Source organism: Alicyclobacillus herbarius DSM 13609 (assembly GCF_000430585.1).
GTDB classification, from domain to species: domain Bacteria; phylum Bacillota; class Bacilli; order Alicyclobacillales; family Alicyclobacillaceae; genus Alicyclobacillus_G; species Alicyclobacillus_G herbarius.
Map to the genome: position 1 here is coordinate 39,198 of NZ_AUMH01000018.1, position 17,721 is coordinate 56,918.

Genomic DNA, 17,721 nt, shown 5'->3' on the forward strand with positions numbered 1-17,721 from the left:
GATGGAAGAGCAAGCGTTTCTGAACCGCATCCGAGAGCGACTGGGCCGCGCGCACGATGCACCGGTAGCGCCGTATACTCCCGGGTCGCCCGACTTTTGGCAAGCGCAGGAGCTGCCGTTGGACCAACGGGTTGCCCGCTTTGTCGAGCAATTCGCCCAGCAAGCCGGGCAGGCGATGGTCTGTGAGACTTTGGCGGACCTGCACGAGACGTTGGCCGGGTTGCTGGCCGAATTGGCGCCCCGGCAAATCGGCGCCTGGGGCGGGGACACGTTGCAGCAGTTTCAGCTGGAGGAGGTCCTGTCCTCCTACCCGGTCGTTCGCTGGGGAGAGGCGCCGGCTGAGGCATTCGCCGACACAGAGGTGGGCATCACCGGCTGTGCAGCGGCCATCGCCGATACCGGTACCCTGGTAATGGCGGCCGACCCATGGCGCGGTCGATCCGTCCACCTCATGCCCACGGTGCACATTGCGTTGGTTCACGCGAACCAGGTAGTCACTCGGCTCGGCGAGGCCTTGCCGAAGTCTGGAGACAGGGTACCTTCGGCGCTGCACTTTGTCAGTGGACCGAGCCGCTCTTCGGACATCGAAAACGACCTGAGCATCGGGGTGCACGGTCCGGCGGCCGTCTACGCCCTGATTCTTAAAGCACCTCAATCTCCGCGTAGCGGACATCCGGCAGCGAGATGACTTTTCGGTAGGCCGCGGGGATCTCGTCGTAACCGAGAGCGGCCGCGCAGGTGAGAAACACCTCGTGGCCGTTCTCTAGTCCCCGGACACGCAGGTTTTCGACGTGCATGCCTAAATCCTCAATCGCCCGCACCACCGGCTCAATCTCTGCTTCCTGCCCGACCACCACCGTGACGTGCACCTCGTCCTCACGCAGGGCTCGCGGCCCCACCCGCTTCACGATGATCGGAATCACCTCGACGCTGATGATGATGAGCGCGAGGCCAATCAGCGACTCTGTGTAGTAACCGGCTCCGATGGCGATGCCGAGCCCTGAGGCGGCCCAGACGATGGCGGCGGTGGTCAACCCGGAGATGACTTCATTGCTGCGGCGGAGGATGACCCCAGCGCCGAGGAAACCGATGCCACTGACAATCTGTGCCGCCAGGCGCATCGGATCCGCACGAACCAATTGAGAGCCTCCCCAGTCATTCAGGGCCGACTCGATGGAGACGATGGTCAGAAGACAACTGGCGACGGAAATGACGAGGCAAGTTTTCAGGCCCAATGGCTTGTGCTTGATTTCCCGCTCCAGCCCAAGGACGATGCCGCACAGGGCGGATAAGCCTAGCTTGATGAGGATGACGCCCACGGGTCGCCCCCCTTTTGCCACTGTCTGCGCACCCGTTCGGCCACATCCGGGTGGTTGGAAATCAGTACGTCGACGCCGGCGCGAAACAGTTCCGCGATGCGGGCGGGATCGTCCACCGTCCAGGCCGCCACCTGGACACCCTCCGCATGGCAAGCCTGAATCAAATCCGCCGTAATCCAGCGGTGGCGCAGATTGATCGACTCAGCCGCAAGTTCCAGGGCCTCGCGCCAGGGCTCGGTCACCCGTCGGTCGTACAGAAGCCCGATGCGCGCATCGGGAAACACGCGTTTGAGATGGGCCAAGCAGCCGTGGCGGAACGAGGAAAAATGGACCTGTCTGCGCGACACGCCGCATTGGTCCACCAGCGCCCAGACCTGGGGCACGACGGTCCCCACGAGGTGGTGGCCATCTCCGGTGTAGACCTTCAATTCGATGTTGACCACAGCATCTGGACGCGCCGTCCAGATGGTTTGCAAAGCCTGTTCCAGAGTAGGTATGGGCTGAAACGCCAGGCCGTACTCCTCGGCCTGGCGGGTATCGTCCGATTCGATTTCTCGTGCGGATGGACGAGCGGATGAAAACCGAATCGCTGCGTTGCAGCGCGCCAACGCTTCAGCGGTCAGTTGAGACACGCGGCCGCGGGCATCCGTGGTGCGATCGACTGTGGCATCGTGAATCACCACCGGCACCCCATCTGCCGACAACTGGACGTCTAACTCGATGCCCTCGATGGGCAGATCCAGTGCCCGCTGGTACGCTAGGCACGTGTTCTCTGGGTAGCGCCCGCTCCATCCGCGGTGCGCCTGGATCTGCGGCTGTGTCATGAACAAGTTGTCACTCCCGTTACAGTTTGCTGGCGGGTCCCGGTCACTTCGCGACAGCGGAAGATACGCCGCGAAGCTGACCGCAGATCCCGCCTCTTCATGGTTGTCTGGAATTCTCGTGGTGTTCTAAGCCCACCAAACCTTGTCTAGGCGCTCCCGAATGAGCTGCTGCTGCAGGAATGAGACGGCCTTCTGAAAACCTTCTTCAATCGACATCAGGCTGTCCTCGTGCTCAATGCTCACCGCGCCGTCGTAGCCGACCAACTGCAAGGCACTGAGGATGCGCCGCCAGGTTTCCTCCCCATGGCCATAGCCGACCGTGCGGAAAATCCAGGAGCGGTGCAGCTCGTCTGTGTACGGTTTCGTGTCAAGCACTCCGTTGGTCGCCGTGTTTTCCCGGTCAAACGCCGTGTCTTTCGCATGCACGTGGAAAAGTGCCCCCGCGGCACCCAATTCCTTGATGCACAGAACCGGATCCATCCCTTGCCAGAACAAGTGGCTGGGGTCGAAGTTGACGCCAATGGATTCCCCGCACGCCTCGCGCAGCCGTAACAAGGTTTCCGAATTGTAGACAACAAAGCTGGGGTGGGGCTCAATGGCCACCCGTACACCGTGCTCCGTGACAAACTTGGCCTGCTCACGCCAGTACGGAATCACCTTCTCCTGCCACTGCCAGTTAAGGACGGTGAGGTTATCGGTCGGCCACGGGCAGGTCACCCAGACCGGATACTTGGAGTTCTCCGATTCACCGGGGCAGCCGGAGAACGTAACGACGTTTTTCACCCCAAGCCGCTCGGCCAACAAGACCGTGTTGACAAAATCCTCGTGCGCCTGGCGGGCGACCTCAGCCGTCGGGTGAAGTGGGTTCCCGTGGCAGCTGAGGGCACTGATCTCGAGGCCGCGCCGCTCAATCGCCTCCTGAAACGCCCGCAGCTTCATTTCGTCGGCAAGAAGTTCGGCCGGATTGCAATGGGCGTTGCCCGGAAACCCGCCGGTGCCGATTTCCACGGTCTGCAAACCGGCGTCCGCGATGATGTCAAGCGCTTCCTCAAGCGGTTTCTGGCCAAATAGAACTGCAAATACTCCGAGTTTCATCGCAACCTCTCCTCAGAATCCAAGATGGCGTGAGCAAATACGTACTTCTCCGTTCAATTTTAAAAGAATCCGGCGTGTCGGGACAAGGGAAACGATAGAAATGACTCCAGGTGAACCCCGGCCCCCCGTTCTAGACACCCGGTAACCGTGCGTCATTCGCGCAGGCGCACCGGGCGGCCTGTTTGCGCCGACTCATACGCGGCCAGGGCCACCTCGAGCGCTCGCAGACCGTCCTCGCCGGAAATCGAGGGCGCACATCCATTGGCGACGCAGTCCACGAAGTCGGCGATAAGCGCCGCGTCCATGGAGTCCCCGAAGAAGGCGTGCTGGTAGCCTCCGTGTCCATTGCGATAGACTTGCAGGTGCTGCGCAAACGCGTCGACCGTGGTGACGCCCCGCGTCCCGATGACCTCAAGCGTCACGTCGCCCCAGGTCGGGTACGTTTTCGGGCGTGACCAACTGGGATCGTGCGAGGCGATGACCCCATTGTCAAACTCCAAGAGCAGGATGCCACAGTCGTCGGTGGCCAAATCGGAAAAACGAGTGCCGACCTCGGCGTATACTTCACGCACTTCACTCTGCAGCAGCCATCGCATGATGTCGATGACGTGCACGGTGTGGTCCATCACCGCGCCACCCCCGGACAGCTCCGGATTGACAAACCAGCCACCCGGATTCTGCCCGTGGTTCGTACCGCGGATGGCCACAATGCGACCCAGACGACCGGCATCGACCGTATCCTTGAGTTGACGTATGGGCGTATTGAAACGAACGGGGAACGCGATTTGCAGCGTGACCTCATGCCGCCGGCAGGCGTCAATCATTCGATGGGCGTCTTCCAGCGTGATGGCAATCGGCTTCTCGCAGAGCACATGCTTCCCGGCCTCAGCTGCCGCCACGACCATCTCAGCGTGCAAGGCGTTTTCCGAACAGACGACGACCGCATCGATGTCTTCCCGCTGCAACAGTTTCTGATAGTCGGTGTAGAGTTCCCCGCCGTACCGGGCCTGCGCCTCACGGCCCCGCTCGTGATTCGCATCCGCCAAAGCCTGGATGGAAACGTTCGGCATGCGCTTGAGGACATCGGCATAGGTGTAGGCATGCATATGGGCAAAACTGAGCATCCCGATGCGAATCGGACGTTGAGTCATGACAGCCCCTCCTTATAATTGATCCGTTCCGAAAGCGTCGGCAGGGTGCAACACCACCGGTTCTCCGGTCTCCACACTGGTCAACGCGGCAAGACTGATTTCCAGCGCCTTCAATCCGTCCTCGGCGGTCACCAGCGGCTGCTCTCCATCGCGAATGCAAGCGAGAAAGTGCTCCAGTTCCAACTGATACGGATTTTTCACCAGCGGGCTTGCTGGCACTTCGACACCCGCGCGTACAAAGTCAGATTCCTGGAACTGGCTGTGCAGGGCGGCCGCCTGGTCACTACGAAAATCAATCATGCCTTCCGAACCGGCAATCTCTAACTCGGTCCGAAACCCGTTTGGGTACGCCCAGGTTCCCTCTACGTGCGCAATCACCCCGTTTTGAAAGCGCAGGCTGACAAACGCATGATCCAACTGCAGCAAATCCCGGCCCAGCAGACTCTTGGCATACACACGCTCGACTTCACCAAAACACCAGCGAAGAAAATCAAAATCGTGAATCATAGAATCTACGATGACCGTCCCACAGCGAGCCACATTCGCGTACCAGTCCTGCCAAGCCTTGGGGAAGGCGCCGCCGCGCATCGCCCGGACAGTGCCGACGCGACCGATGGCACCGCTCTGAAGCAGTTCATAAGCCCGCCGATACTCGGGAAAAAACCGCACCACATGCGCAATATACAACTGCACGCCAGCCGCCCGACAGGTCTCAATCATCGCCCTCGCATCGGCCAGGGTGCGGGCAATCGGCTTTTCGCAGATGACGTGACACCCCGCCCGCGCCGCAGTCTCCACCACCTGCCGGTGCAGGTACGTCGGTACACAGACGTCCACCACGTCGGGCCGTTTCTCCCGTATCAACGCGTCGAGGCTCGTGTAATGGACCGTACGTTTCCTGAACGCCAAAGACTGTGCCGCATCCTGATGGATGTCGACAATCCCCACCAGCTGGACATCCGGCATGTTCTTGTACACTTCGGCGTGCACCGAACCCATGGTACCGGCGCCAACCACTGCGACTTTGATTGGGTTCATCGTGTAATCCTCCTTATCCATGCTCCCCAGCGGCAAGGCGTAAATCGTGCACCCGCTCGGCATGATGACACGCCACTTGCCGGTCCCCAATTAGACGGAGGGACGGCCGCTCTTGTCGACACAGTTCCGATGCGAACGGACAGCGCGGATGATAAAGACACCCGCTCACGGTCAAACGGCCACTTTCCACGCCTCGTTTCCCACCGACGCGCAGTGGTGTCACCCCCTCTTTCGTAAAGGCCGGGATGGCATCCAGCAACGCCTGCGTATACGGGTGCAACGGTCGGGCGAAGAGCGCCTCCGATTCGCCGTATTCAATGATTTTGCCTTTGTACATGACGGCCGTCCGCTCACACATCAAACGAATCACCGCTAAGTTGTGCGAAATGAACACGTAGGTGAGCTGCATGCTCTCCTTCAAGGCCTGTAACAAGTTCAGGATTTGTGCCTGAATGGAGACATCGAGGCTCGAGACCGCCTCGTCAAGAACAATCAGCTCCGGCATCAACGCCAATGCCCTGGCGATGGCCACACGCTGCTGCTGGCCCCCGCTCAGTTCACTTGGCAACGAGTTACATAGCGCGTGCGGCAAACCCACTTTTTCCATCAACGCAAGGGTCGTCTCTCGGCGTGACACCTTGTCTCCGACGCCATGAATCGCCAAGGGCTCGGCAATGTTCTCGGCCACCGTGAGGTTGGGCATCAACGCAGCCAACGGGTCCTGGGCGACAAATTGGACGTGCCGTCGATACGGCTTCAATCGACGCTCCGATAGGTTCGTCACGTCCACCCCGTTCAGCCACACCCTCCCCGAGGTCGGTGGGAGCAGCATCAGCAGAATGCGGACCAAGGTCGACTTTCCACTTCCACTCTCGCCCACAACCCCTAGACTTCGTCCTTTGTCCACCGTGAGCGAAACATCGTCACACGCTGTCACAGTGCCACGGTGCGTAGCAAACGTCTTACTCACGTGTTCCAAGCGCACCAACGGATGGGGTGCCGTACTGGCCATCCGCATCACCTCCCATCCCTGTCTGGGGGAACCAACACAACACCTCGTGCCTGTCGGCCAGTTTGACCAGCGGCGGACGATCCGCACACTTCGGGCGGCACTGGGAACAGCGGCTGGCAAACAGACACCCGACCGGCAAGGCCCCCACGGTATTCACCGGATTCCCTGCAATATACGGCAGACGTTCTCGCGGCCCGTCGATGCGCGGAATCGACCGCAAGAGACCGTGCAAATACGGATGAGCGCAGGCAGAAATCAACTGCCAAGACGGCAGGTGTTCAACCATCATCCCCCCGTACATCACGTACACTTCATCCGCCATTTGCGCTGCTACCGCAAGGTCGTGCGTGACAAGAATCAGCGCCATGCCCTGCTCCGCCTGCAGTTCCTTCAACAACATCAAGATCTCTGCCTGCACGGTCACATCAAGGGCTGTGGTCGGCTCATCCGCAATCAGTAATTTCGGACCGGCAATCAGTGCCATGGCAATCATCACCCGCTGTAGCATGCCGCCGCTAAACTCAAACGGGTAGCTTGTGAAGCGCGCTTGTGCATCCGCGATACCCACTCGCTCCAGGAGTTCCAGAGCCCGCTGCCTGGCTTGTCTCGGGGTTGCCAAGTGATGGTAGAGAAGCGGTTCCATAACTTGCTGGCCAATGGTTTTCGTTGGGTTCAGGTAGGACATCGGGTTCTGAAACACCATCGACACCTGATGCCCACGCAGACGCCGAACCTGCCGCGGCGGCAAGGAGAGCAGGTCCGCACCGTCAAACCAAATCCGGCCGGATACGTGGGCAGTGCGTGGCAAAAGCCGCATTAGGGCCGTCATGGCCGTGCTCTTTCCGCTTCCACTCTCCCCTACAATCGCGATAGCCTTGCCGGGGGACACCTCTAGGTTGAGGCCGTTGACCGCATGCACTACCCCTTGGTCGGAGCCAAACCGCACATGCAAGTCCTGTATCTGAAGTAATGGAGACACACCGAATGTGGACACACCCGCCTCTCCTTTCGATACCGTTGCTGCTCGCCTTTCGACCACCGCCGTTCCTCTGTTTCCAACTACCGCCGCTGCTTGGTGTCAAACGCATCACGCAGTCCATCCCCGACAAACGTAAACGCAAGCAAAGCCACCGCAAACACCAAGGCCGGCGCCAACAGTAAATACGGGTACGAGAACAGTGACGACTGCCCCTCAATGATCATTTGGCCCAGGTCTGGCGTGGGTGGCTCGATGCCGAGTCCGACCACAGACAGTCCGGCCTCGGTCATCATGTTGGCCGGAATTCCAAACGTGACAGCCACTAGAATGGGGCCAAGCGCGTTTGGAATGACATAGCGGCGGATTGCCCTCCACCAACCCGCGCCAAGACTGCGCGCACTCTCGATGTATCCGGACTGTCGAATGGCCAATACCTGACTTCGCACCACACGTGCCATGCCAACCCAACTGGTGGCCGATACTGCAATCAGCACAGCCCAGATGTTGTGCCCGAGCAAGACGACGAGAATGATACTGAACAAGAAACTTGGAAACGCGTAAACGATGTCAACCACGCGCATGAGCACGTTGTCCACTGTGCCACCAAGGTATCCGGCCGCTGCCCCCAATAACAGCCCCAGCGTCAACTCGACAACCTCCGCGCCAAAGCCAACAATACAGGCGCTGCGCAGCCCCCACAGCACGCGGCTTAAAACATCCCTGCCCAACGAGTCGGTGCCCAGCCAATGTCGGACACTAGGCGATTGATACGTAGCCGCAAAATCCGATTTGAAATACGTGTACGGAGAAATGAAAGGCGCCAGAACCGCCAGCAGCACCAGCAGCACGACCACCACCAAGCCGACCAACGCCAATTTGTTGCGACAAAAACGGTGCCAGCGCATGTGCAGGACGGATCTCCGGCGGATGGCGTACGGCCAGCCGTCCGACCGTTCCATCTCTAAGGCCATACGGTCCTCACCTCCTGAGAAACGCATTCACGAAGAAGGTTGGAACCCGCTCCGTCATTGGGCATAGCCCGAGCGACGTATACGTGGGTCCAGAACCCCATAGACCAAATCCACAATTAGGTTCATGACCATAATGACCAGCGAGTACAACAAAGTGGAATCCATAATGAGCGGATAGTCTCGTGTCGAAGCCGCATCCGTAAAGATATGAGCGAGCCCTGGCAAACCGAACAGCTGCTCGATGAAGACGGTGCCCATCATCAACGCGGCCAGGTGCGGTCCGACCACGGTGACAAACGGCAGCAACGAATTTCGCATGGCATGTCCGAAGGCGGCTTGCCAGAGGCCGCCCCCTTTGGCAAACACAGTGACGATGTATTCGGAATGAAGGCTCTCAATCAGGCTGTTGCGCATGTAGCGGGACATCGATCCCATCATCGGTATCGCCAACGAGAGCACGGGGAGGACAAAGTACTGCGGGCCTTGGTAGCCAAGGACGGGCAGGAGATGAAACCACACCCCAAAGACTAACATTAAAAACACTGCAACCACGTAGGACGGCACCGCCGTGCCAATTATGGCCACAAACATCGTCGTGCTGTCGGCCCAAGAATTCTCGCGAATGGCCGCCATTGTCCCAAAAGTAATGGAGAAAACCACCGCCACCGCAATCGATACCACCGCCAGCCCAAGAGACAGGGGGAAGGTTTGGCGAATCAGCGTGACCGTATCCGTGTTCGGAAATTCGAACGAATACCCCATGTGAAACGTGATGAAATGCCAGACGTAAAACCAATACTGCACATACCACGGGTCGTTGAGGTGGTACTCTTTCGCTAATTCCTGGGCAACTACGTTGTCCAGACCCATACTCGTGGCGGCCGCCGCGATGTTGCCCACGTACTGATTCAGCTGAAGGAAACTCCCAGGCGCCGCTTTCATCAAAAAGAACGTGACCAGACTGACCACCACAAAGGCAATCACAATGTATAAAACCCGCCGTGCCAAGAACTTCAACACACGTTATCCACCTCGCATCGTCCAGAGAGGGTCGTCCCCTCTCTGGACCGCAAACTGAACCTTACTTGGCTCCGCCTACCGCATGGATGTCGTTAAACCAATAGGGTGGATTGGTCAGAATAAAGTTGTTGGGCGTGTAACCGGTGAAGCTAGACCGTAGAAGCACCGGATTTTTCGGCGTGTACACCGGAATGTCATAGGCCCTCTGTTCCCGGGTGATATAAAACTTTTTCAATAGATTCTCGTCCTGGGTCTGATACGCCTTGACGCCCGTTTTCACGTAGTCGATATAGTCCTTCGGCAGATACTTTTCGTATAGGGCGACCTCTTCAGACTCTTTCTTGGTCGGATCGAGACTCGTGTTACTGTCAATCTGGTACCACTGTTGATAGATGTTCGGGGGCAGGAATTGGCTGTGCAGTCCGTTGTTGCTGAATAACCAGTCCCCCAAATCCTGCGGCAGCTTGAGCTCTGGATAGGAACCTTGCTGCGAGTTATTGACCCAGCCCACCTCATTGGCGGGAAGCTGTTTTTTCATGTCGGTCAAGTATTGGCCCCACTCCTCGCCCTTGAAGACCACCTTGACACCGAGCGTTTGCTGCCACATCTGTTGAATCGCTTCCGCCACATGATCCGTGGTCGATCCGACCAACAGGACGACGGTCGGGAAGCCTTTGCCACCTGGGTATCCCGCCTTGGCCAGCAGCTGTTTGGCCTTTTCCGGGTTGTACGAAATGCCCGTGTCCTTCACCCACGGCTCTTGCCACTGCATGAGGAACGGATCGTACGCGGGAATGGCGGTTCCGTTGAGCACACTTTTACAAATCGCCTCTTTGTCAATCGCCATTTCAAACGCCTTACGCACGTCCTCGTTCTGCAGGGCCTTGTTCTTGGAAGGCATCACTTCCAATGTGTATTGCGCCTGAGTGTTCCAGTAGTGCAGTTGGTTCTTCAACGTTGGGTCAGCGTTGACAGCCGCCACGTCTTGGGGACTTAACAATGCACAGTCCAAAGTCCCGTTTTTAAACGCCAACAACTGATTGATGTTGGGCGAAAACTGCACGGTGATCTTTTTCAGACTCACCTTGCCCCAATAATACGGGTTGGGGACAAGGGTGGCCGAGGTCTTGTTTTTAAACGAGGCGAGCTTGTACGGGCCGTTGCCCACCACCTTGCTGGGATCCGACCAATCGTCGGGCTTCATGTTCTCGACAACCCTTTTGTCTACAGGAACTATCCAGGCGGACGTATTCAGCGTCATGTCCCGAAGGAGGTGTTCATCCGTATGACTTAATGTCATCTGCAGGGTGTGTGCGTCCAGTGCCTTGACACCCAATGCGCTCATCGGCTTCTGTCCCGTACGGCACTGGACGATGTTGGCAATCGGGACGTCGGTTATTGGCACCGGACCATGTTTCGTCTCCTGCGACGTCTTGAGACTGACGGCGCGCCGAATCGAATAGACAAAGTCGTCCGCAGTCACGGGATCGCCATTAGAAAATTTCGCATCTTTCCGGAGATGAAAGGTCCAAACCGTGTAATCGCTGTTGTGGTCAATCTTGTCTGCCACACCCAATTCGTAGCCTCCGTTGGGTCCGCCATGCACGAGGCCCTCAAAGATGCCGGCTGAGTCCAGGAACATTTGAAATGTCCAGAGTCCCGGATCAAAGCCGCTGCTGCCATCATTCCAGTACAAGGAGAACGTGTCCAACACCGGCTTTTGTGATGACTGCGTCGGTGTGTGAGTCTGGTTCTGTACCGTACCACTCCCGCCGCACCCGACGACCAATCCGGCCGCCGTGAGAACAGCAAGTGCTTGAACGCTCAGCCGACAACCTTTCTTCATGTTAGACCCCCCTTGATTCTTGCACGCTGCTGGTCTGTATCCAGCGCCGCAGTGCGTTTAAACTGGCGATGACCCCCGCTTCTTCATCTCTGCCTCCCTCATACTCGATCGACACAGAACCCGCATATCCGGACTGCTGAAGCCGGCTGACGATATCGGACAAAGGGATCAACCCCTCTCCGCAAACCACCGACTGGTAACGGGTGCCATCGATGGCCGGATATCCTTCATCCCCGACCACAGGGCGAAAGTCTTTGGCGTGCACATGGACCACCCGTGGCAACAAGGTGTCTAACGCGGCCAGGGAGGACTGACCCACGAGGATAAAGTTCCCGGTGTCAAACGCGGCTCCCAACGACCGACTGCCGACCGCGTCGAGAATCTGCTCGACCTGTTCTCCGCGCCCAACCAACCGGCCGTGGTTTTCGAGCGCCAGTGTCAGTCCGCGCTCCTTTGCCGCTTCCGCAGCCGCCCGCAGGCCGTCTACGATGTACTGAAAGCCTGCAGTAAAGTCGATGTCGGGTTTTGCATCCCCAGCGAACACGCGGATGACCCGCGTGTCCAATTCCTGTGCCACCGGCAAACCAGCGAGCACCGCCCCCAGCGCCTGCTCACGGTGTTTCGCGTCTTCATGCACAAAATCGTTAGTCACCGCATACGCCCCAACCTGGATGGAGTGCTCCGCCAGGAACTGTTTCACAGCCGGCAATTCCTGCTTAATGTCCCGCCAGAATACGTCCAAGAGCTCGACACAATCGATGCCGTGATTCGCACAAAAACGCAGGAAATCCAGGACGCTCCAACCGTGGTCATAAAACTTGCGATGCATACTCCACATGCTCACACACAGTTTCACATTGCCGCCCCCGTTTCACTTCGCGTATTTTAAATGTGTCTTTCCAAACAACCTCTTTTACTCAGACACGCGAACTTCTCGCCCAGCACGGCTCGACTCGGCAATGGCCAACAGCATGCCGACCACCTTTTGCCCCTGGTCCGCCGTACACAATGGCTGCCTGCGGTGTTGCACGCAATCGATAAAGTGATAGAGTTCGTCTCGATAGAAATCGTTCGCTTCCACAGACAACATGGACGATGTCAAGACCTGATTCTGCTCCGCGTAAAACACGGGCGGATCGAGCGAAATACCGCCCTTATCCCCAAACACGTCTACCTTCAAGGCATCGTCCTGTGGACCATTGACCGCCCAGCTGACCTCCAATTGCAGCACCAATCCTCCGGAAAAGCGCAGGTAAGCTGTAGCAAAATCCTCGACGTCAAACACTTCATTATCCCGATTGGCCGTGTCCGCAGACTGCCAACATGAGGCCATCAGCGTCTGGTAGCGTCCGATTCCCTGCACCAACTGGCCGGACGCGCTGACCAGCTCGGGCATTCCGACTAGCCACCAGGCTAAATCCAGGGCATGTACGCCGATGTCCATCAGACACCCACCGCCAGATTTCGACTGGTCAGTGAACCACCCGGCCGGTGTACCGCGCTGGCGGAGGATATGCGCCCGGACGTAGTACAACCGCCCCAAGTCGCCCGCGTCGATAAACCGCTTGATGGCCTGCACGTCGCTGCGAAACCGGTGTGTCATCCCGACCATGCAGATGCGATTCCCGGTACGCGCTGCCTCCACCACTCGCTTGGCCTCGTTCACATCTGTGCAAAGCGGCTTTTCCACCAAGACGTCGACTCCGTGCGTAAGCGCGGTTTGTGCCAGATTGGCGTGAGTTCGATTGGGTGTACAAATACTGACAGCGTCCAGCCGTTCCTTGGCAAACATCGCCTTGACGTCCGTATAGACCGCCTTGGCACCAAATTCCTCGGCCAACGCTTGTGCCCGCGCGCCGTCCACATCGGCCACCGCAGCCAGCTCCACATCCGGATGGCTTTTGTAGTGCGGCAGGTGCGCCACCTTGGCAATCGTGCCTGCCCCAATCACGCCCACTCGCAGCTTACTCACCACAACCTCCCCTTTCCGTGTTGCTCGGAGAAACCTGTTTCGGGTTGCAAAATTAGGGCCGCAGCCCCAATGACCCCCGACAAAGCCCCGAATCGGGCCGCTTCAATGCGCACCGACTCGACCAAGGACGCCATGCCCAAGCGCGATACCCGTTCTGCCAGCTGGGAAACGAGGTACGGGTTGGCCGCCGCAACCCCACCGCCGACCACCACGACGGTCGGATTAAACACATGAATCAGGTTGATAACGCCGAGCGCCAGTGCCGTCAGCGCCTCCTCCCAGGTCTCGCGGGCTAACGGATCGCCCGCTTGAGCCCACTCCAAGATCAAAGCCGTCGTTATCCCTTCTGGACCATGGTGGCGGACGTACGCTTGCACCACTGCGGATGCATCCATGGGCCGGGTGGTGAGTCGCTCCCGCAGACGATCCACCAGACCACGTCCGGAGGCGTAGACCTCCATACATCCGGTCGATCCGCACGTACATCGCGGGCCATGGAAATTAACGCAAACGTGCCCCAGCTCCCCGGCGCCTCCCCAGGTACCGTGCAGAAGGTGGCCATGCGTGAGCACCCCACCGCCAATCCCGGTGCCAAGCGTCAGTCCCACGGCGTTCATGTGGCCCTTGGCAGCACCGGCCCAGACTTCGGCGAGCAGTGCCACGTTTCCGTCATTGTCAATCCGCACCGGCATCGCCAGCTCTGCGCGTAGCCGCTGTGCCAACGGGACTCCGCCCCATCCGCGCAGATTTGGAGTTGCGGAACGGACAGCCCCCGTGTGGACATCTACCTGGCCAGCCGTCCCCACGCCTAGGCCACGGATGCGCACGTCGGGTGATGAGACGGATTCGCTCAGTTGCCGAATCAGTTCGACGACGGACCGAAATACCGCTTCCGGGTCTCCTGCGGGCGTCGATGTCGTGTGGTGTGCCAGCACCTGTCCCGTGGCATCGACCAGTCCGGCTGCAATTTTCGTGGCGCCAATATCTACCCCCAGTGCACACTCACGCACGTTGCTCACCCTCTGCCGCTTGGGCTTGCAGGTACTGGCGCAGGGAAGTGACGAACGACTGGGTAATCTCCTGGGGCCGCGTGATGGCAGAGCCCACCACCACCGCCCAAGCCCCCAGACGCAGGCATTCGGCCGCTTGCCGGGGGGTACGGATATGCCCCTCCGCAATAACCGGCACGGGCAAGGACTGGCTCAAGGAAGCAACCAACGAAAAGTCCGGCCCATCCTGCCAGGCGGAATCCGAGGTGTACCCAGACAGCGTGGTCGCGACGATATCGGCACCGGCCTCTGCGGCCAGCACCCCCTCTTGGTAAGTGGCCACATCCGCCACAACCAAAGCCCTCGGAAACCTCTGCTTGACTGTCGCGACAAAGTCGGTACCCAATCCGCCTCCGGGCCGCACCCGCTGGGTGGCATCGACCGCAACCATGTCGGCGCCGGCCTGCAACACCTCCTCGACATCCTCCAGCGTGGGTGTGATGTAAACCTCACTGCCTGGAATCCAGCGTTTGCATAGGCCAATCACGGGCAGGTGCGTGGTACGCTTGATCTCACGGATGTCCGATCCGCCATTAGCGCGTATCCCCACGGCCCCGCCACGTTCGGCCGCCACAGCCATGCGCGCCATGATATCCGCCCCATACAGGGGTTCATTCTCCAGCGCCTGACACGAAACAATCAGTCCTCCGCGGATTTTTTGCAGTATCGATTCTTCTGTCATCTCTTCCCACCCAGTCGCGGTTTCCCTCATCTCGACTGACTTCATACTTAGCTATTCTCTTTCAAAGAGAAATTTCCTCCTAAAAATCTTTATTTGACGGATTGATTTTTCATTACAAATAGAGATACCATCGTGCCAAGTGAGGTGATGTGTATGGATGGCCCTGAAGTCTCGTTCGCCGTCTTTTCGGACCTGCACTTCATGGCATGGAAAGAGACGTTGTCTCCCGTAGAATGGGTGCCTCAGGTTAACGGCTGTCTGGAAGACGCGCACCAGCAACAGCCCGATTTTGTCGTGCTCAACGGAGATTTAACTAATGGCAAACAGAGAGACTATGACTTGGCGTTTGCTGCCATCCGTAACACGTTCTCCTGTCCCGTCTACTGTACGATGGGAAACCACGAATACTACGGCTACTATGAACCGGAGGATTATGCCCCCCAGTCGTACAGTCTGAAGGCCGCGCAGCAGCGATTCTTGCGCTACTCGGGAATGCCCAACATCTATTACAGTGTGGAGCAAAGCGGCTGCGTCTTCCTGTTTCTGTCCTGTGAAGCTTATACCCCCGACCTCAAAGACGCCGGATGGCTGTCGGAAGCGCAATTGGCCTGGCTGCAAGAGCGCCTGGCTGACCCACCGAGTGGACCGGTTTTCATCTTTTTGCATCAACCACTGAATCAGACGGTTGCAGAGTCGCACGATACCCTCATTCAATCGGACGCGCTGCAGGCCATCCTCCGTACCCATCCGCAAACCCTGGTGTTTACCGGCCACACCCACTGCCGAATGGACCGCGCGGACCAGTTCGTGCAGCAAGACGGTGTCTGGTATGTCGGTGGCGGTTGCCCACACGGTGAACACCCACAGTATCGCTTTGTCGAAGTCTACCGCGACCGTGTGGTCTTGCGTCTGCGCGACTGCACCCGAAAAGCGTGGATCCGTACGTATGAGTACACCCTCTCCTTACCCAATCTCACCTGCCAATCCGCACACGTCGGAGGTGAACGGACATGAATCGAAACCGCTGGTCCAAACTAGGCGGCTGCGTTGCAGCCGTCGGCACGCTCGCCCTGCTCGGAGCTCCCGCCACCGTCCATGCAGACACCCAGCAGGACGTCGACTTGGCGTTGCATCGCCCGTATCAGGTGTCCACCTCAGTCGTCGACGACGTCTACCACGCCTCGGAGACCGCCAACTTTCCCGATGACGGATCGAAATTAACCGACGGAATCATTGGGCCGAACGCTTGGAGTGCACATGGTCCATGGGTCGGTTACCTGCGTCAGGACCGGCACAACGTCACTATCGACCTGGGTCAAACCCAGACCCTTCACTCTTTGGACGCATGGTTTTTGCAAGACATGGCGTCAGGCATCTACTTTCCCCGCCAGGTGGAGTTTTCCGTCTCCCTGGACGGAAAGCACTGGGCTCGCGTAGGCACTGCTACGCCATCGATTCCCATCAGCCAAAAAGGCATCTATACCGCCCCATTTACGGTTGCTCACCTGAACGTCCTGGCCCGTTACGTGCGCTACACATTCTATGACGATGTATTCGTCTTTTTAAGTGAAGTGGAAGCGTTTGGCCTACCGGGGATTCAACCCGGGGCCAAGCGACCGCACCCTACTCCGTCCAGACCAACGCACGACCTTGGCTATCCAAAAGCGGGGTCCAAACAGGTTTTCGGACGGCGGGCCGAGGTGCTCATCCCCAGTGGGTACTATCCGAGTGACCCTGAACTGGGGGTCTGGCATGCCGATGAAATGCTGCCCTATGTTGCCTACCTGGACAAACAACAGCGCATTCAAGGCCGTATGTTCGACAGTTTCCTGTTTACCCCCTTCGACAAGGGGCCGAGTGGAGGAAGTTATGGGACCGGCACCGCGACCCAGGCGGATTGGAAGTTCTTTGCGGACCAACTCTTTCAGTCCAACTTGCAACTGGGCGGACTGGACGCGGCTGTCGCAAAAACCAATGCCGCCCTGCATCAGAAAAACTGGAAGGCGAAAGTGGTTATCGGCATCCCCTTCCCGGGACTTATCAGCAACTGGGGAAGCGGCTTGGATTTCAACCCGAATGATGTCGGCCAAGCCCAGTCGCTGGTCAACCGCGAGGCGGCTGTGCGTTGGTACATCTCCTATGTCAAGCAGAAGTTCTCTACAGCCGGATACAAACACTTACAGCTAGCCGGATTTTATTGGCAAAATGAGAGCGTATATCTGCAATTGACCCCGAATGACGAACAACTCATCCACGACACTGGACGCTATGTCCATGCACTAGGTCCTTATACGTTTGACTGGATTCCGTACAACGAAGCCACCGGGTTTCGAGACTGGCGCTGGATGCAGTTTAACACCGCGTTGATGCAGCCCAACTACGCCTTCACCACGGGTGCGACCGTGCAACGCCTGCAGTCCACTGCCCAGCTGGCAAAACACTACGGGCTCGGGATTGAGATGGAGATGCACTGGTACATCACGCGCACTGATAACCTCGGCGACTGGGCTCGGCAAAACTACCAAGACTACTTGAGCGCCGCGTACCAATACCATTACCAAAACAGTTTCTTAGCCTGGTACCAAAACACAACCACAATCCTGGACTGCGAAACCAGTTCAGTCCCGGCCATCCGCCAGGTCTATGACGAGACGCATGCGTTCATTGCGGGTACTTACCGACCTCAGACTAGCGCAGAAAACCACGGTTAAACCAAGCCTTGACAGCCCGCCCTTGGTTCATGTCGACCACGAGGCGGGCGGA

General features: G+C 58.4%; 17 protein-coding genes. 3 read left to right on the forward strand and 14 right to left on the reverse strand.

Annotated features, from left to right (window positions below):
* The first annotated feature begins 1 nt into the window (after position 1).
* Entirely contained in the window at positions 2–688 is a 687-nt protein-coding gene (locus tag H522_RS0112645) for a LutC/YkgG family protein (protein ID WP_026962604.1), read from the forward strand.
* On the opposite strand, the gene H522_RS0112650 is transcribed toward H522_RS0112645, so the two are convergent.
* The 14 genes from H522_RS0112650 to H522_RS0112715 all read right to left on the reverse strand — a co-directional run bounded on the left by H522_RS0112650 (position 642) and on the right by H522_RS0112715 (position 14,958).
* Positions 642–1,319 (reverse strand): MgtC/SapB family protein, encoded by a 678-nt coding sequence (locus tag H522_RS0112650; protein ID WP_026962605.1) that lies wholly within the window; start codon positions 1,317–1,319, stop codon positions 642–644. The genes H522_RS0112645 and H522_RS0112650 overlap by 47 nt on opposite strands.
* A complete protein-coding gene (locus tag H522_RS20640) occupies positions 1,295–2,143 on the reverse strand; it encodes a glycerophosphodiester phosphodiesterase (RefSeq protein WP_155836417.1) in 849 nt (282 codons plus the stop codon). The genes H522_RS0112650 and H522_RS20640 overlap by 25 nt, the downstream gene beginning before the upstream one ends.
* 126 nt (positions 2,144–2,269) lie before the next feature.
* Complete coding sequence (locus tag H522_RS0112660) at positions 2,270–3,238, reverse strand: sugar phosphate isomerase/epimerase family protein (protein ID WP_026962607.1); 969 nt, start codon at positions 3,236–3,238, stop codon at positions 2,270–2,272.
* Positions 3,239–3,390: 152 nt separating this feature from the next.
* On the reverse strand, positions 3,391–4,374 hold the full coding sequence (locus H522_RS0112665; protein ID WP_026962608.1) for a Gfo/Idh/MocA family protein: 984 nt from the start codon (positions 4,372–4,374) through the stop codon (positions 3,391–3,393).
* Between the two features lie 27 nt (positions 4,375–4,401).
* A complete protein-coding gene (locus H522_RS0112670) occupies positions 4,402–5,427 on the reverse strand; it encodes a Gfo/Idh/MocA family protein (protein ID WP_026962609.1) in 1,026 nt (341 codons plus the stop codon).
* A gap of 13 nt (positions 5,428–5,440) precedes the next feature.
* Positions 5,441–6,439, reverse strand: a complete 999-nt coding sequence (locus H522_RS19280; RefSeq protein ID WP_162143508.1) for an oligopeptide/dipeptide ABC transporter ATP-binding protein — start codon at positions 6,437–6,439, stop codon at positions 5,441–5,443.
* Positions 6,390–7,433 (reverse strand): ABC transporter ATP-binding protein, encoded by a 1,044-nt coding sequence (locus tag H522_RS19285; protein ID WP_211230681.1) that lies wholly within the window; start codon positions 7,431–7,433, stop codon positions 6,390–6,392. Before H522_RS19285 ends, H522_RS19280 begins: the two co-directional genes overlap by 50 nt.
* Positions 7,434–7,498: 65 nt before the next feature.
* Positions 7,499–8,389: an ABC transporter permease gene (locus H522_RS0112685; protein WP_035453818.1), complete on the reverse strand. Its 891-nt coding sequence runs from the start codon at positions 8,387–8,389 to the stop codon at positions 7,499–7,501.
* A gap of 54 nt (positions 8,390–8,443) precedes the next feature.
* Positions 8,444–9,409, reverse strand: coding sequence for an ABC transporter permease (locus H522_RS0112690; RefSeq protein ID WP_026962611.1), 966 nt, complete (start codon positions 9,407–9,409; stop codon positions 8,444–8,446).
* A 61-nt stretch (positions 9,410–9,470) separates the two neighbouring features.
* Positions 9,471–11,255, reverse strand: a complete 1,785-nt coding sequence (locus H522_RS0112695) for a peptide ABC transporter substrate-binding protein (protein ID WP_026962612.1) — start codon at positions 11,253–11,255, stop codon at positions 9,471–9,473.
* Position 11,256: 1 nt separating this feature from the next.
* Positions 11,257–12,111 carry a sugar phosphate isomerase/epimerase family protein gene (locus H522_RS0112700; protein WP_026962613.1) on the reverse strand — a complete coding sequence of 285 codons (855 nt, stop codon included), beginning with the start codon at positions 12,109–12,111 and terminating at the stop codon, positions 11,257–11,259.
* Positions 12,112–12,168: 57 nt separating this feature from the next.
* The gene (locus H522_RS0112705; protein ID WP_026962614.1) at positions 12,169–13,227 is read right to left on the reverse strand and encodes a Gfo/Idh/MocA family protein; all 1,059 of its coding nucleotides are present in this window, start codon (positions 13,225–13,227) and stop codon (positions 12,169–12,171) included.
* The gene (locus H522_RS0112710; RefSeq protein ID WP_026962615.1) at positions 13,224–14,237 is read right to left on the reverse strand and encodes an ROK family protein; all 1,014 of its coding nucleotides are present in this window, start codon (positions 14,235–14,237) and stop codon (positions 13,224–13,226) included. Before H522_RS0112710 ends, H522_RS0112705 begins: the two co-directional genes overlap by 4 nt.
* Entirely contained in the window at positions 14,230–14,958 is a 729-nt protein-coding gene (locus H522_RS0112715) for an N-acetylmannosamine-6-phosphate 2-epimerase (RefSeq protein WP_026962616.1), read from the reverse strand. Before H522_RS0112715 ends, H522_RS0112710 begins: the two co-directional genes overlap by 8 nt.
* A gap of 153 nt (positions 14,959–15,111) precedes the next feature.
* Here H522_RS0112715 and H522_RS0112720 point away from each other — a divergent pair, with 153 nt between their 5' ends.
* Positions 15,112–15,972 carry a metallophosphoesterase family protein gene (locus H522_RS0112720; protein ID WP_026962617.1) on the forward strand — a complete coding sequence of 287 codons (861 nt, stop codon included), beginning with the start codon at positions 15,112–15,114 and terminating at the stop codon, positions 15,970–15,972.
* Entirely contained in the window at positions 15,969–17,669 is a 1,701-nt protein-coding gene (locus tag H522_RS0112725; protein ID WP_026962618.1) for a DUF4855 domain-containing protein, read from the forward strand. Before H522_RS0112720 ends, H522_RS0112725 begins: the two co-directional genes overlap by 4 nt.
* Positions 17,670–17,721 lie beyond the last annotated feature (52 nt).

Excerpts from the sequence above, each read along its gene's own strand:
- H522_RS0112645 (WP_026962604.1), top strand. The coding sequence starts at position 2 with ATGGAAGAGCAAGCGTTTCTGAACCGCATCCGAGAGCGACTGGGCCGC.
- H522_RS20640 (WP_155836417.1), bottom strand. The coding sequence starts at position 2,143 with ATGACACAGCCGCAGATCCAGGCGCACCGCGGATGGAGCGGGCGCTAC.
- H522_RS0112660 (WP_026962607.1), bottom strand. The coding sequence starts at position 3,238 with ATGAAACTCGGAGTATTTGCAGTTCTATTTGGCCAGAAACCGCTTGAG.
- H522_RS0112670 (WP_026962609.1), bottom strand. The coding sequence starts at position 5,427 with ATGAACCCAATCAAAGTCGCAGTGGTTGGCGCCGGTACCATGGGTTCG.
- H522_RS19280 (WP_162143508.1), bottom strand. The coding sequence starts at position 6,439 with ATGGCCAGTACGGCACCCCATCCGTTGGTGCGCTTGGAACACGTGAGT.
- H522_RS0112685 (WP_035453818.1), bottom strand. The coding sequence starts at position 8,389 with ATGGCCTTAGAGATGGAACGGTCGGACGGCTGGCCGTACGCCATCCGC.
- H522_RS0112695 (WP_026962612.1), bottom strand. The coding sequence starts at position 11,255 with ATGAAGAAAGGTTGTCGGCTGAGCGTTCAAGCACTTGCTGTTCTCACG.
- H522_RS0112715 (WP_026962616.1), bottom strand. The coding sequence starts at position 14,958 with ATGACAGAAGAATCGATACTGCAAAAAATCCGCGGAGGACTGATTGTT.
- H522_RS0112720 (WP_026962617.1), top strand. The coding sequence starts at position 15,112 with ATGGATGGCCCTGAAGTCTCGTTCGCCGTCTTTTCGGACCTGCACTTC.
- H522_RS0112725 (WP_026962618.1), top strand. The coding sequence starts at position 15,969 with ATGAATCGAAACCGCTGGTCCAAACTAGGCGGCTGCGTTGCAGCCGTC.